At 73.1% G+C, this 13005-nt stretch carries 13 protein-coding genes, 1 other RNA gene and 1 pseudogene; 6 read left to right on the top strand and 9 right to left on the bottom strand.

Annotated elements, in window-relative coordinates; translation table 11 throughout:
- Positions 1-121: 121 nt before the first annotated feature.
- An RNA gene (gene rnpB, locus ACIQM0_RS00355) (RNase P RNA component class A) lies at positions 122-523 on the bottom strand.
- A 56-nt stretch (positions 524-579) separates the two neighbouring features.
- Positions 580-1107: a TetR/AcrR family transcriptional regulator gene (locus ACIQM0_RS00360; protein ID WP_401281763.1), complete on the bottom strand. Its 528-nt coding sequence runs from the start codon at positions 1105-1107 to the stop codon at positions 580-582.
- 176 nt (positions 1108-1283) lie between these two features.
- Here ACIQM0_RS00360 and ACIQM0_RS00365 point away from each other — a divergent pair, with 176 nt between their 5' ends.
- Together ACIQM0_RS00365 and ACIQM0_RS00370 are read left to right on the top strand one after the other, a co-directional pair.
- The gene (locus tag ACIQM0_RS00365; RefSeq protein WP_401281766.1) at positions 1284-2060 is read left to right on the top strand and encodes a MerR family transcriptional regulator; all 777 of its coding nucleotides are present in this window, start codon (positions 1284-1286) and stop codon (positions 2058-2060) included.
- Complete coding sequence (locus ACIQM0_RS00370; RefSeq protein WP_401281769.1) at positions 2057-2917, top strand: hypothetical protein; 861 nt, start codon at positions 2057-2059, stop codon at positions 2915-2917. Before ACIQM0_RS00365 ends, ACIQM0_RS00370 begins: the two co-directional genes overlap by 4 nt.
- On the opposite strand, the pseudogene ACIQM0_RS00375 reads toward ACIQM0_RS00370, so the two are convergent.
- Positions 2868-3044 (bottom strand): annotated as a pseudogene (locus tag ACIQM0_RS00375) (RNB domain-containing ribonuclease); the annotation flags it as partial. The gene ACIQM0_RS00370 and the pseudogene ACIQM0_RS00375 sit on opposite strands and share 50 nt — an antisense overlap.
- A 216-nt stretch (positions 3045-3260) precedes the next feature.
- Between ACIQM0_RS00375 and yaaA the strand changes: the two are divergent.
- Together yaaA and eda are read left to right on the top strand one after the other, a co-directional pair.
- Complete coding sequence (yaaA, locus tag ACIQM0_RS00380; protein ID WP_401281772.1) at positions 3261-4061, top strand: peroxide stress protein YaaA; 801 nt, start codon at positions 3261-3263, stop codon at positions 4059-4061.
- Between the two features lie 75 nt (positions 4062-4136).
- Positions 4137-4757: a bifunctional 4-hydroxy-2-oxoglutarate aldolase/2-dehydro-3-deoxy-phosphogluconate aldolase gene (eda, locus tag ACIQM0_RS00385; protein WP_362956989.1), complete on the top strand. Its 621-nt coding sequence runs from the start codon at positions 4137-4139 to the stop codon at positions 4755-4757.
- Between the two features lie 247 nt (positions 4758-5004).
- On the opposite strand, the gene ACIQM0_RS00390 is transcribed toward eda, so the two are convergent.
- The 4 genes from ACIQM0_RS00390 to ACIQM0_RS00405 form a co-directional block, all read right to left on the bottom strand.
- Positions 5005-6252, bottom strand: coding sequence for a bifunctional RNase H/acid phosphatase (locus tag ACIQM0_RS00390; RefSeq protein WP_401281775.1), 1248 nt, complete (start codon positions 6250-6252; stop codon positions 5005-5007).
- Entirely contained in the window at positions 6252-6995 is a 744-nt protein-coding gene (locus tag ACIQM0_RS00395; protein WP_401283340.1) for a zinc ribbon domain-containing protein, read from the bottom strand. Before ACIQM0_RS00395 ends, ACIQM0_RS00390 begins: the two co-directional genes overlap by 1 nt.
- Positions 6992-7828, bottom strand: a complete 837-nt coding sequence (locus ACIQM0_RS00400) for a Nif3-like dinuclear metal center hexameric protein (RefSeq protein ID WP_401281778.1) — start codon at positions 7826-7828, stop codon at positions 6992-6994. Before ACIQM0_RS00400 ends, ACIQM0_RS00395 begins: the two co-directional genes overlap by 4 nt.
- Before the next feature lie 84 nt (positions 7829-7912).
- Positions 7913-8956, bottom strand: a complete 1044-nt coding sequence (locus tag ACIQM0_RS00405) for an ABC transporter substrate-binding protein (protein ID WP_401281781.1) — start codon at positions 8954-8956, stop codon at positions 7913-7915.
- A 197-nt stretch (positions 8957-9153) separates the two neighbouring features.
- Here ACIQM0_RS00405 and ACIQM0_RS00410 point away from each other — a divergent pair, with 197 nt between their 5' ends.
- Both ACIQM0_RS00410 and ACIQM0_RS00415 read left to right on the top strand, forming a co-directional pair.
- On the top strand, positions 9154-10509 hold the full coding sequence (locus ACIQM0_RS00410; RefSeq protein ID WP_401281784.1) for a hypothetical protein: 1356 nt from the start codon (positions 9154-9156) through the stop codon (positions 10507-10509).
- Positions 10510-10646: 137 nt separating this feature from the next.
- On the top strand, positions 10647-10820 hold the full coding sequence (locus tag ACIQM0_RS00415; protein ID WP_401281786.1) for a hypothetical protein: 174 nt from the start codon (positions 10647-10649) through the stop codon (positions 10818-10820).
- Between the two features lie 94 nt (positions 10821-10914).
- Here the strand turns inward: ACIQM0_RS00415 and ACIQM0_RS00420 are convergent, their stop codons facing one another.
- Complete coding sequence (locus ACIQM0_RS00420) at positions 10915-11856, bottom strand: 3-oxoacyl-ACP reductase (protein WP_401281789.1); 942 nt, start codon at positions 11854-11856, stop codon at positions 10915-10917.
- A 40-nt stretch (positions 11857-11896) separates the two neighbouring features.
- Complete coding sequence (locus ACIQM0_RS00425; protein WP_401281792.1) at positions 11897-12973, bottom strand: Zn-dependent alcohol dehydrogenase; 1077 nt, start codon at positions 12971-12973, stop codon at positions 11897-11899.
- Positions 12974-13005: the final 32 nt, after the last annotated feature.

Here is a 13005-nt window from a genome sequence, read left to right on the forward strand (position 1 = left end):
TCACCGCTCGGAACGGCCCTTCGGGTCGGGAGCGGCGTCGGCGGCCGGCCCGGTCACGCCTCGCCGGCGTGGCAGGGAGCAGTCGGAGAGAACCTCTCCAAGACAGAACCGCTGGTAGCGGCAGACGAGTCGGGCTGTACGCCGGGTTCTGTCGCCCGGTCGCCTCGCGGCGGCCGGGGAGACGGCCATCCATCTAGGACCGGCATTGCTGCCGGTCTCGTGCGGTCTACCCGCGAACTCGGGCGGGCAGCCCTCGGACGTTCGCGCAGGGCCCTCTTGCGACGGCCCCTCTTGACCTTGCTCCGGGTGGGGTTTACCTAGCCGCCTGAGTCGCCTCAGGCGCTGGTGGTCTCTTACACCACCGTTTCACCCTTACCGAGGACCGAAGTCCAAGGCGGTCTGTTTTCTGTGGCACTGTCCCGCGGGTCACCCCGGGTGGCCGTTAGCCATCACCCTGCCCTGTGGAGCCCGGACGTTCCTCGGGAGGGTCCGAAGATCCTCACGCGGCCGTCCGCCCGGCTCGTCTGCCGTGGCGCCCATGCTACCTGCCCGATGGTGACCCGGAATCGCGCGGAGGCGTCAGGCGCGGAGTGCGCCGAAGGCCGCGATCCCGGCCTCCCAGGCCGCCGGCACATCGGAGCCCGCGGGGAAGCGGCCGTTCAGCTCCATCGTCACCATGCCGTGGGCGAAGGCCCAGGCCGCGCGTGCCCGGTCCTCGTCACCGGCGAGGGCGCGCAGGAGCGGGGCCACGGCGCGTTCCTCCAGGTCCGGCGGGAGGAGGCGGCCGGTGGTGAGGCGGTAGAGGTGGGGGTGGGCGAGGGCGTGGGTCCGGTAAGCGGTGGCCAGGGCCGGGAAGGAGCCCGGGTCGGCGGTCTCGGCCGCTTCGAGGGCCCCGGCCGTCTCCCGCAGCATCGCGCCGACCAGGGCGTTCACCACCGACGACTTGTCCGGGAAGTGTTTGTAGAGCGACGGCGCCGTGATGCCCACGCGTGCCGCGAGGCGGCGCATGGTGAGCGCCTCCGGGCCCTCCTGCTCCAGGAGCGTGCGCGCGGCGGTGACGATCTGGCGGCAGCGGTCGGTGGCGGGCGGGGCCGCGAGGTCAGTCACGCCGGTCCTTCCTTCGTACGAGGCACGGGGGCACGGGCACCGGGCCGAAGGCGCGATCGTACGAGATACCGGCGGAACGCGCGGACAGACAGACGGGCAGGACGCGCGGACGAGCAGCGGCGCCGGACGGCCGGGTGGCTTGACCTTGCCGCAGCGTCAGGGTTTCTACTGGCGCCATGCGCATCGGAGAGATCGCCGCGCTCGTCGGGGTCACCCCCCGGACCGTTCGGCACTACCACCACATCGGCCTGCTGGCCGAGCCCGCGCGCCGGGCCAACGGCTACCGCGCCTACGGCGTGCGCGACGCCGTGCTGCTGGCGCGCGTCCGGCGGCTCACCGAGCTGGGGCTCGGCCTGGACGAGGTGCGCGAGGTCCTCGCCGGTGACGCCGGGCTCGACCTCGGTGACGTACTGCGTGAGCTGGACGCCGATCTGGCCCGGCAGGAGCGGGAGATCCGGGAGCGGCGGAAGCGGCTGGCCGGTCTGATGGACGGGCCGCTGGACGGTACGGAGTCCGTGTCGCCCGCGCTGGCCGAGCTGCTGGCCGCGGCGCCGGCAACCGGCTCCCCGGCCGCCGCCAAGGACCGTGAGCACCTGTTGCTGCTGGACACGATCAGCGGCGGCAGCGAGATCTACGCCGCGCTGCGGCCGCTGGCGGGCGATCCGGCCGTGCTCGCCCTGTACGAACAACTGGACGCGCTCGCGACGGCGCCCCCCGACGACCCCCGGATCGGACCGCTGGCCGACCGGATGGCCGCCCTCGCGCCCGACGAGGTGCTGGACGCGATTCCGGCGGACGGACCGGCGATGACCGGCTTCGGGGAGGCTCTGCTCGCGGACTACACGCCCGCGCAGGCCGAGGTGGTGCGCCGCGTGATGGTCGCGCTGACCGTACGGAGCAGGAGCAGGAGCGAGGGCAGGGACGGGAAGAAGAAGGGGAAGGGGGCGCGGTGAGTGGGGTGCGAGGGGCACGGCTGGTGGTCGCGGGGGTACTACCCGCCGAACTGACGCTGGCGGTCTGCCTGTTGGCCGGGGTACGGATACCGGCCGCCGTGCTGATCGGCGCCGAGGGGGCCGTCCTGGCCGCCCTGGTCCTGGAGGCCGTGGTGCTGGGGCGGCTCTGGCGCGCGGGCCGGCGGGCGGGCGCGGGGCGGCGGGCGGCGATGGGTGCGGCGCTGCGTACCGTCGTACCGGAGAAGGTGCGCCGGCTCGTCGGGCACGAGGCGCGCGCCCTGCACAGCCTGGGGCTGTGGGTGCTCCGGCGGCGGCACGCGGTGCCGGAGGGGGCGCTCGCCGCCCCGTACACCGGGCCGCAGACCGCGATGATGTACGGGCTGCTCTTCGTCTCCGTGGTGGAGACGGTGATGTTCGCGCTGCTGATCCCCTGGCCGGTCGTGCACAGGATTCTACTCGTGGTGGATGTGTACGGGGTGCTGCTGGTGCTCGCGCTGCACGCCTCGTGCGTGGTCCGGCCGCACGTGGCGGGCGCGGACGGCTCGCTGCGGATTCGGTACGGGGCGCTGTTCGACCTGCGGGTGCCGGCCGCCGCGATCAGCAGGGTCCGGGTCGAACGGCGTTACCCCGAGGGAAAGTTGGTTCAGCTGCACGCGGACGGGGTGCTGGATCTCGCCGTGGGCGGCCAGACGACGGTGACCGTGGAGCTGACCGCACCGCTCGGCTTCGTGCGGCCGCTCGGCGGACGCGGCGAGGCGCACACCGTCCGCTTCCACGCCGATGACCCGCGGTCCGTCGTCGCCGCGCTCACGCCGGTGCGAACAGCACCTTCGCCGAGCCCGGATCCGCCTGTGTGAGCCGTACCCGCAGGCGTTCCCCGAGCGGGAGCCTCGTGGTGCCGCCCTCGATCCGGCCGACGATCGCCGGGTCGTCGATGTGGACGGTGCCGGTGATCGGCTCCTGCTCCTTCACGTCCACCACGTACCCGGTACTCCCGGTCATGTGGAGGTGGCGGCGGGGCATGGACCGAGCGTATGGCGGGGCGGGGCGGGCGGCATCCCGGGTGGCGGGGATCGGGGGTGTGACTCCCCCGTACGCTGGCGTGAGGGGTTTTCACGGTCCCGGACGACACCGCCGGGGGCTGTGGACCGGTCCGCAACGCCTGTCGCCCCCTTTCCGTACGTACGAAGGAGAACCGCCGTGCTCGTGCTGTTGCCGCCCTCCGAGGGAAAGGCCGCCTCGGGGCGGGGAGCACCTCTGAAGCCCGAGTCGCTGTCGCTGCCGGGCCTGGCCGCGGCGCGGGCCGCCGTGCTGGACGCTCTCGTGGAGCTGTCCGCGGCGGACGAGGAGAAGGCCCGTGTGGTGCTGGGGCTGAGCGAGGGCCTGCGCGGCGAGATCGCGAAGAACGTCGAGCTGCGGACGGCGGGCACCCGCCCGGCCGGGGAGCTGTACACCGGGGTGCTGTACGACGCCCTGGATCTGGCCTCCCTGGACACCGCCGCCCGTCGCCGGGCCGGGAAGTCGCTGCTGGTGTTCTCCGGGCTGTGGGGCGCGGTGCGGGTGGGCGACCGGATTCCTCCGTACCGCTGCTCGATGGGGGTGCGGCTGCCGGGTCTCGGGGCGCTCGGGGCGTTCTGGCGCACGCCGATGGCGGAGGTCATGCCGGAGGCGGCCGGGGACGGCCTGGTGCTGGATCTGCGGTCGTCCGCGTACGCGGCGGCGTGGAAGCCGAAGGACGCGGTCGCGGAGCGCACGGCGAGCGTGCGGGTGCTGCACTCCCAGCTGGTGGACGGGGTGGAGAAGCGGTCGGTGGTCAGTCACTTCAACAAGGCGACGAAGGGCCGGATGGTCCGCGATCTGCTGATGTCGGGTGCCGCGCCGAAGGGGCCCGCGGAGCTGGTGGGCGTCCTGCGGGATCTCGGGTACGCGGTGGAGGCCCAGGCGCCCGCGCGGGCCGGGCGGGCGTGGGAGCTCGATGTCGTGGTGACGGAGATCCACTGACCCCGGACCCGGTCTGCGTTGCAGCATACGCAACGCTCGTTGCGCGGAATGCTGTCTTCGCGGCAGGATGAGGTCATGACCTCCTCCGTGCTGGACCTTGCCCCCGTCGTGCCCGTCGTCGTCCTGGAGGACGCCGCCGACGCGGTGCCGCTCGCCCGTGCCCTGGTCGCGGGCGGTCTCCCGGCGATCGAGGTGACCCTGCGGACCGCCGCGGCCCTGGACGCGATCAAGGCCATCGCGGCGGAGGTGCCGGACGCGGTGGTCGGCGCCGGCACGGTGATCTCCCCCCGGAACGTCTCCGACACCGTGGCCGCCGGGGCGCGATTCCTGGTCAGCCCCGGCTGGACGGACGCCCTCCTGGACGCGATGAAGGCGTCGGGGGTGCCGTTCCTGCCGGGTGTCTCCACGACGTCCGAGGTGGTCGCGCTGCTGGAGCGCGGGGTCACCGAGATGAAGTTCTTCCCGGCAGAGGCGGCGGGCGGCACGGCCTATCTGAAGGCGCTCTCCGCCCCGCTCCCCCAGGCCCGGTTCTGCCCGACCGGCGGCATCTCGCTCGCCTCGGCTCCCTCGTACCTGGCCCTGCCGAACGTCGGCTGTGTGGGCGGCAGCTGGATGGTGCCCGCCGACGCGGTGGCGGCCGGGGACTGGGCCCGGGTGGAGCGGCTGGCGGCCGAGGCCGCGGCGCTGCGCGGCTGATCCCCGGTTCCCCCGGCTACCGTGCGGCCCGAATACCGTGCCGCCCGGCCGGTCGCGGCGAAATCCTTCAGTTCGTGTGCATGCTCCCCGGCAACCGGGGCACGAGACCTTCAGGGACGTGACCCGGACTCCGGGTGACCCGGGTTCCGGCAGGTATCCCCCGCCTCGCCGGAACCGCCGGCGCCCCATCGGCCTCCCCCCGGCCGATGGGGCGCTGTGCTGTCCGGGGCCGGTGCGCCCGGGGTGACTACCGCAGGTGGGACGTGTCGTTCAGGAGCCGCACGGAGGCGTTGCCGTCCGCGTAGTAGGCCACGGTCGACAGGGACGCCGCCGAGAGCTCCATCCGGAACAGCGACTCCGGCGGTGCGCCCAGCGCGAGGCGGACCAGGGTCTTGATGGGCGTGACGTGCGTGACCACGAGCACCGTGCGGCCCGCGTGGCGGGTGATGAGGCGGTCGCGGGCGGCCGAGACGCGGCGGGCGACCTCGGCGAAGCTCTCGCCGCCACCGGTGGGCGCCGCCTTCGCGGAGGCGAGCCAGGCGTCCATGTCCGCGCGGTGGCGCTCCCTGACCTCGCCGAACGTCAGCCCCTCCCAGGCACCGAAGTCCGTCTCGCGCAGGCCGTCCTCGATCCGGACCTCCAGGCCCAGCCGGGCCGCCACCGCGCCGGCCGTCTCGCGGCAGCGGCGCAGCGGGGAGCTGACGATCTCCTGCACCGTGCCGCGGGCGGCGAAGGCCTCGGCGGCGCACTCGGCCTGGCGGCGGCCGGTGGCGGAGAGCTCGGGGTCGGTGCCGCCGCTGCCGGAGAACCGCTTCTCCGGGGTGAGGGCGGTCTCGCCGTGCCGCAGCAGGAGGAAGGTGGCGGGCGCGCCCAGGTCGGGGGCGGCGGCCCAGCCGACCTGCGGGGTACCGGCGGCGGGCCGGTTCAGCGCGGCCCTGGCCCGCGCGGCGCCGGCCGCCGCGTCACCCGGCGGGCCGGAGACGGGCGGCAGGGCGTCGGCCACCGAGGACCTGGGGGTGTCGAGGGCGGCCGTCGAGGCCGACGGCTCCCACTGCCTGCCCCGCTTGCCCGCGTCCATCGCCTCGTTCGCGAGCCGGTCCGCGTGCTTGTTCCTCTCGCGCGGGATCCACTCGTAGGTGACGTCGGAAGCCGGGAGGATGCGGGCGGCCTCGGCGGCGAGGGGCTTCATGTCCGGGTGCTTGATCTTCCAGCGGCCCGACATCTGCTCCACGACCAGCTTGGAGTCCATCCGGACGTGCACCCGCGGCCCGCCGTCGGCCGAGGCGTCCGGCACGAGTGCCTTCGCGGCCCGCAGACCGGCGATGAGGCCCTTGTACTCGGCGACGTTGTTCGTCGCGACGCCGATGTACTCGGCCGCCTCGGCCAGCGTCTCCCCCGTCACCGGGTCGATGACGACCGCGCCGTACCCGGCGGGCCCCGGGTTGCCCCGGGAGCCGCCGTCGGCCTCGATGACGAACTGGCGCGGCGGGGTCACTACAGACCCGAGTCCGCGGTGCGGACCAGGATGCGGTGGCAGTTCTCGCAGCGCAGGACCGTGTCGCGGGACGCGGCCTTCACGTCGTTGACCTCGGTGATGTTGAGCTCCAGCCGGCAGCCCTCGCAGCGGCGCTGGTAGAGGCGGGCGGCGCCGACCCCGCCCTGCTGGGCGCTGAGCTTGTCGTACAGCTTGAGCAGGTCGGCGGGGACGGAACCGGCGACGACCTCGCGCTCCTTGGTGAGCGTCGCGGTCTCCTCGTCGATCCCGTTCGTCGCGGCGTCGCGGCGGGCGGTCGCGTCGTCGACCTTGGCCTGGACGGCGGCGACCCGGTCGGTCAGCTCGGCGACCCGCTCCTGCGCGGACTCCCGGCGCTCCATGACCTCGAGGACGACGTCCTCCAGGTCGCCCTGGCGCTTGGCCAGCGAGACGATCTCCCGCTGCAGGCTCTCCAGGTCCTTGGGCGAGGTGACACTGCCGGAGTCCATGCGCTGCTGGTCGCGGGCGGCGCGCTGGCGCACCTGGTCCACGTCCTGCTCGGCCTTGATCTGCTCGCGGGCGGTGTCGCTCTCCTCGGTCGTGGAGGCGACGAGGAGGTCGCGGAGCTGGGCGAGGTCGGTCGTGAGCGAGTCGATCTCGGCGTGCTCGGGAAGGGTGTTGCGCTTGTGCGCGAGCTGGGCGAGGCGCTGGTCGAGGGCCTGGACGTCGAGGAGTCGGATCTGGTCGGCGGGCGCGGCGTTCAGTTGGGGGCTCCAGAAGAGTGGTGGGTGGTCCAGGGGTCGGTGACCTGCTTCGAGACATGGACCCGCAGGTCCCATCCGTGGCGGTCGGAAATCGCGTCGAGCTGTGCGGCGGCCTGTTCGCACCACGGCCATTCGGTGGCCCAGTGTGCGGCATCGACCAGGCCGAGCGACGAGTGCTGGACGGCCTCTGAGGCCGGATGGTGGCGCAGGTCCGCGGTGAGGAAGGCGTCCACCCCCGCGGCGCGCACGGCGTCGAAGAGGCTGTCACCGGATCCGCCGCTCACCGCGACGGTGCGCACGAGGGTGTCCGGGTCGCCGGCCAGCCGGATGCCCTGCGCGGTGGCGGGCAGCCGGGCGGCGGCTCGGGCGGCGAATTCGCCGAGGGTCTGCGGGTGGTCGAGCGTGCAGATCCGGCCGAGGCCCCGGCGGCCAGAGGGGTCCGTCGGGTCCGGTACGAGGGGCCGCTCGACGCGCAGGTCGAGGGCGCCGGCGAGGGCGTCGGAGACGCCGGGATCCGCGGAGTCGGCGTTGGTGTGGGCCACGTGCAGCGCGACGTCGTGCTTGATGAGCGTGTGCACGACGCGGCCCTTGAAGGTGCCGGCCGCGACCGTCGTCGTACCGCGCAGATAGAGCGGGTGGTGGGTGACGATCAGCTGGGCGCCGAGCTTCAGCGCCTCGTCGACGACGTCCTGGACGGGATCGACGGCGAAGAGCACCCGGTCGACCTCGGCGTCCGGGTCACCGCAGACGGTGCCGACCGCGTCCCATCCTTCGGCCCGCTCGGGCGGCCAGAGGGCGTCGAGCTCGGCGATGACTTCAGACAGACGGGGCACGGAGGAAAGGCTACCTGTCCTCCGTGCCCCGCGGTCCATGGCCGCCGCCCCCGTACGGGCGGGGCGGCGGCCAGTCATGAATCGTTACTTCACGAGGTCGGCGCGGAGGTCGTCGAGGACCAGGTTCGCGGCCGTGACGCCGAGTCCGAGGTACCAGGTCTCGTCGGAGACGTTCTTGGCGCGCCCTTCCTTGACCGCCGTGAGGTTCTTCCACAGCGGGTTGGACTGGGCGGTGTCGCGCTTGGTGGCCTTCACGTCGCCGTACACACCGGTGAAGATCCAGTCGGCGTCCGCCTCGTCGATCTTCTCCGGGCTGATCTCCGCGGCCAGCTCGTCGATCTGCTGGTTCTTGGGCCGCGGCAGGCCGGCGTCGTCGAGGATGGTGCCGATGAAGGAGGCCTTGGCGTAGAGGCGGATCTTGTCCGGCAGGTAGCGGACCATGGAGATGGTCGGCTTCTTCGGGCCGATGTCCTCGCCCAGCTTCTCCGCGTTCGCCTCGTAGGTGCCCAGCTCCGACTTGGCCTTGGCGGTCTTGTCCAGCGCCGCGGCGTTGAGGAGGTAGTTCTCCTTCCAGGTGAAGCCCGGACGGATGGAGAACACGGTCGGCGCGATCTTGGACAGCTCGTCGTACTTGTCGGCCGCGCGCAGCTGGCTGCCGAGGATCAGGTCGGGCTTGAGGCCCGCGATCGCCTCGAGGTTGAGGTTGTTGATCGTGCCGACGTTCTTCGGGTCGCCGGCGTCCTTCTCGAGGTACGAGGGAATGGCCGCGTCGCCCTCGGAGGGGGCGTAGCCGACCGGCTTCACACCGAGGGACACGACGTTGTCGAACTCACCGACGTCGAGCACGACGACGCGCTTCGGGGCGGCCTTGAGCTCGGTCTTGCCCATGGCGTGGGTGAGCGTGCGGGGGAACTGGCCCGCCGGGGCGTCGGTGCCGTACTCCGCCGTCTTCTTCGCCGCGTCGCCGAAGTCCTTGCCGCCCGTCGCGACCGCGGCCTTCTTCTCGCCACCGGCCTCGGGCTTGCCCGAGCCGCCCGACGCGCCGTCGTCGCTTCCGCAGGCGGAGAGGGACAGGGCGGCGACTACGGCCAGGCCGACTGCGGCGGTGCCGCGGCGTCGAAGGGACATCACTTGCTCCAGTTGTGGATCACACAGGCAACACTTAGGAGTGCCTAACCTTAGCCACGCGTTTATCGCGAAGCACAACCACCCCCTCCCTCTCAGGTGAATACGGGCATCGCCACCCATATGTGTGAAGTGGGGGGTCTCGTGTTGTTCGGCAGCAAGTGCGAAAACTAGCTTCGGTGGCCGGAGGTGACGAGTCGATGACTGCCTGTGCCATCGAGGACGGGACCGCGGCGGCGGTCGAAGCGGGCGAGACGGGGGAGCCGGGGTCCGAGAACCCGGAAGGGGCCGCGGAGCCCCCGGATCCGGCGACGGACGCGACGGAGGACGCCGGGGCGGGCGCAGCGGAACCGCCTGTTCCGCCTGTGCCGGCGCCGGGCCCCGCTGAAACGGTCCTGCCGACCGCTCCGCCCGCGTTCACGATCACGGCGAACGGCGCCTACGCGGCGCGGCTCACGGCCGCCCGCGGCGAGGCGTACGGAACCGGCGAGGCGGGCACCGCCGGCGCCCCCGACACGGCCTGGTTCCCGGAGCGCTGGACGCTGGACGGGCCGGAGCCGTACGCCGTGCCGCTCCCGCTCAACCAGCCGGAGGAGGCCGATTCGCAGGTGCTGCCGCTCGCCGACGGCCGGGTGCTCATCCGGCGCCGGGTCGCGGACCGGCACGCCCTCTCGCTGCTCTACCCGACCGGACCCGGCACCGGTGAGCTGCCGCTGGGCGCGGTCGAGTGCGCGGAGCTGACCCTGCTGCCGCCCTCGCCGGACGGCGTCAGCGCGTACGCCCTGGCGGCGGGTGAGCACTCCACCGGGCTCTGGCTGGTGGCGGGCGGCCCGTCCGGGCCCGAGCGGATCGCGGAACTGCCGGGGCGCTGCTCCGGCGGGGTCTGGCTGGACCGGGCCGGGCGGCTGCTGGCACTGGACCGGGAGCCGGCGCAGGGCGGTCCGGTGAAGGCGGTCGCGGTGGACCTGGGGCGGGGCGGCGAGATGACCCCGCTGCTCCAGATCGCGCCGGACAGCGACGACCGGCTGCTGCTCGCCGACCCGGACAGCGGTCTCCTGCTGATCCGCTCGGATGCGCCGGGGCACGACCGGCTCGGCTGGGGGGTGCTGGGCAGCTGTCTGCCGGTGCGGTTCCCGGAGTGTCTGCGGCTCCCGGATGCCGCGGTGACGCCGTTCGCCGTGCAGCCGGGACAGATGCTGATGCCGGAGGACTGCGCGGTCGCCCTGCGGATCGACGGGGCGGCGGGCAGCTGGGTGGGGGTGTGGCGCCCCTCGGGCCGCCGGCTGCACCAGCTCCCGGTGCCCGAGGGCTGGCTGGCGGGCAGCGGTGTCTGGTCCCACGAGGGCGTACTCGGACTTCCGTACGCGAACGGGGAGACGGCCTGCGCGGTGGCGTTCCTGGCGGTACCGGACGACGGGGAGCCGGCCGCGGGACGGTGCCCGGCCGGATATCCGCAAAGCGGTATGCAACCGTCCGCGGCCGTCGCGCCTCCTTCTGTGTGCAGACCGGTTCCCTTGGGGCAGGCTCCTCTCGTGGGGCGTACCGCTCCTCGTTAGACCCGCCGGTCTAAAGTTGGACCGGGGCTCACGTACGCGGGCACCGCGGTCGCCGACGGTGACCGCTGCTCGGGTGACGGTGGCGTGATGGCCTCGGAGACAAGCACGTAAGCGATCACAACGGGGTGACTTCCCACATGTCTGAAGCCCGAACCGACACGACCCAGACGTATCCGCCGGGGGCGGACGCGGACCGGGCCGAAGCCGGCGGCGCCGGAAAGCACCGAGGGGGTGTGGCGCCGGACGACTCGGCAGCACAACCGCTGGGCCGCCACCGCCGCACCCCCGAAGGGGGCAGCAGGGCCGCCTGACCGCTCAGGACGGCAAACGAGGGAAACGAGCGAGGGAGTGCCCCCGCGGCCGGTCGGCCGCGGGGGCGCTCCTGTGTGCGGTGCGCGGCGGTGGTCAGCCCCGTTTCAGGCCGAGCACCTCCGCCGCCGCGAACGTCTCGTTCGGCGGGCGGTCCGCGTAGTACGGGGAGATCAGCTCGTCCAGCTCGTCGAAGGAGAACGTCTCCTTCGCCGCGTCGAACTTCGCCGCCACCTTGGGACGTTCGACGATCGCGACCATCCCGCCGTGCACGACGAGCAGCTGCCCGTTGATCTTGGCGGCCGCCGGGGAGGCCAGATAGCCGACGAGCGGCGAGACGTGCTCGGGTGCGAGCGCGTCGAGCCGCCCGTCCTGCGGTTCCTCGAAACCCGCGAAGACGTCCTCGGTCATCCGGGTCCGGGCGCGCGGGCAGATGACGTTGGCGGTGACGCCGTACTTGGCCAGGGCCAGCGCGGTGGAAGTGGTCAGCCCGACGATGCCGCCCTTGGCCGCCGCGTAGTTGGGCTGGCCCGCCGAACCGGCCAGGAACGCCTCCGACGAGGTGTTGACGATCCGGCCGTAGACCGGACCGCCGGACGCCTTGGACCGGGACCGCCAGTGCGCCGCGGCGAAGTGCGTGGTGTTGAAGTGGCCCTTGAGGTGCACCCGTATGACCGAGTCCCACTCGTCCTCGGTCATCGAGAAGATCATCCGGTCGCGCAGGATGCCCGCGTTGTTGACCAGGACGTCGAGCTGTCCGTACGTCTCGACGGCCAGTTCCACCAGGGCGCGGGCCTGCTCGTGGTCGGACACGTCGCCGAGGTGCGCGACCGCCCGGCCACCGGCCGCCCGGATCTCCCGCGCGACCTGCTCGGCGGGGGCGGCGGACGCCTCGCCCGAGCCGTCGCGGCCCGGCTGCCCGTAGTCGTTGACGACGACGGCCGCGCCGAGCCGCGCCAGTTCCAGCGCTTCGGCGCGTCCGAGGCCGCGGCCGGCGCCGGTGACGATCGCGGACAGTCCGTCCAGGGGTAGTGACATCGGATCTCGGGGTCCTCTCGGGAGGGGGCGGGGCGGTGGTTCAGAGTTCGATGCAGGTACGCAGCGACTCGCCGGTCCGCATCTGGTCGAGGGCGTCGTTGATGCCGTCGAGCCGTACCCGGTGGGTGATCATCGATTCGAGGTCGATGCGGCCGGCCCGCCAGAGCGCGATGGCCCGCTCGTACGACCGGAGCACGTCCCCTCCTCCGTACATGGAGGGCAGGATCCGCTTCTCGTCGAAGAACAGCTCGAACATGTTGACCTGGAAGTTGTCGTCCATGGCGCCCGCGCCGACGATGCAGAGGGTGCCGCCGCGCCGGGTGTTCTCGTACGCCGTGCGGGCCGTGACCGACTTGCCGACGACCTCGAAGACGTAGTCGAAGCCCTCGCCCGCGGTGATCCGCTGCTTGGCGTCGGCGAACTCGTCGGGCGAGACGGCCTCGGTCGCGCCGAACCGCAGCGCGGCCTCGCGGCGGGAGGCCACCGGGTCCACGGCGACGATCTGGGCGGCGCCCTGCACCCTGGCGCCCTGGATGGTGGAGATGCCGACGCCGCCGCAGCCGATCACGGCGACCGAGGAACCGGCCTCCACCTTCGCCGTGTTGATGGCCGCGCCGAGGCCGGTGGTGACCCCGCAGCCGATCAGCGCGGCGATCTCGAACGGCACGTCGTCGGGGATCGGCACCGCGCAGCCCGCGCCGACGACGACCTCCTCGGTGAAGGTGCCGGTGCCGGCGAAGCCGAAGACGTCCCCGCCGGGGCGCTTGAAGTTGGGGGTGCCCGCGTTCATGAACCCGGCCAGGCAGAGCTGGGTCTGGCCGCGCTTGCAGGCGGGACACGCGCCGCACGCGGGCAGCCAGCAGACCAGCACCCGGTCCCCCGCGCTCAGCCCGGTGACCCCGTCGCCGACGTCGATGACCTCACCGGCGCCCTCGTGGCCGGGGATGAACGGGGCGGGCTGCGGCAGCACCCCGCTCATCGCGGAGACGTCGGAGTGGCAGAGCCCGGTGGCCCGGATGCGGAGCCTGACCTTGCCGGGGCCGAAGCCCACCGCCTCGACGTCGTCGAGGACTTCGAGCTTGTCCTGGCCTATCTCGTGCAGTACGGCTGCGCGCATGGTGCGGCTCCCCTCGGGGTCGGTACGTGCGG

Source organism: Streptomyces sp. NPDC091387 (assembly GCF_044756945.1).
Classification (GTDB): domain Bacteria; phylum Actinomycetota; class Actinomycetes; order Streptomycetales; family Streptomycetaceae; genus Streptomyces.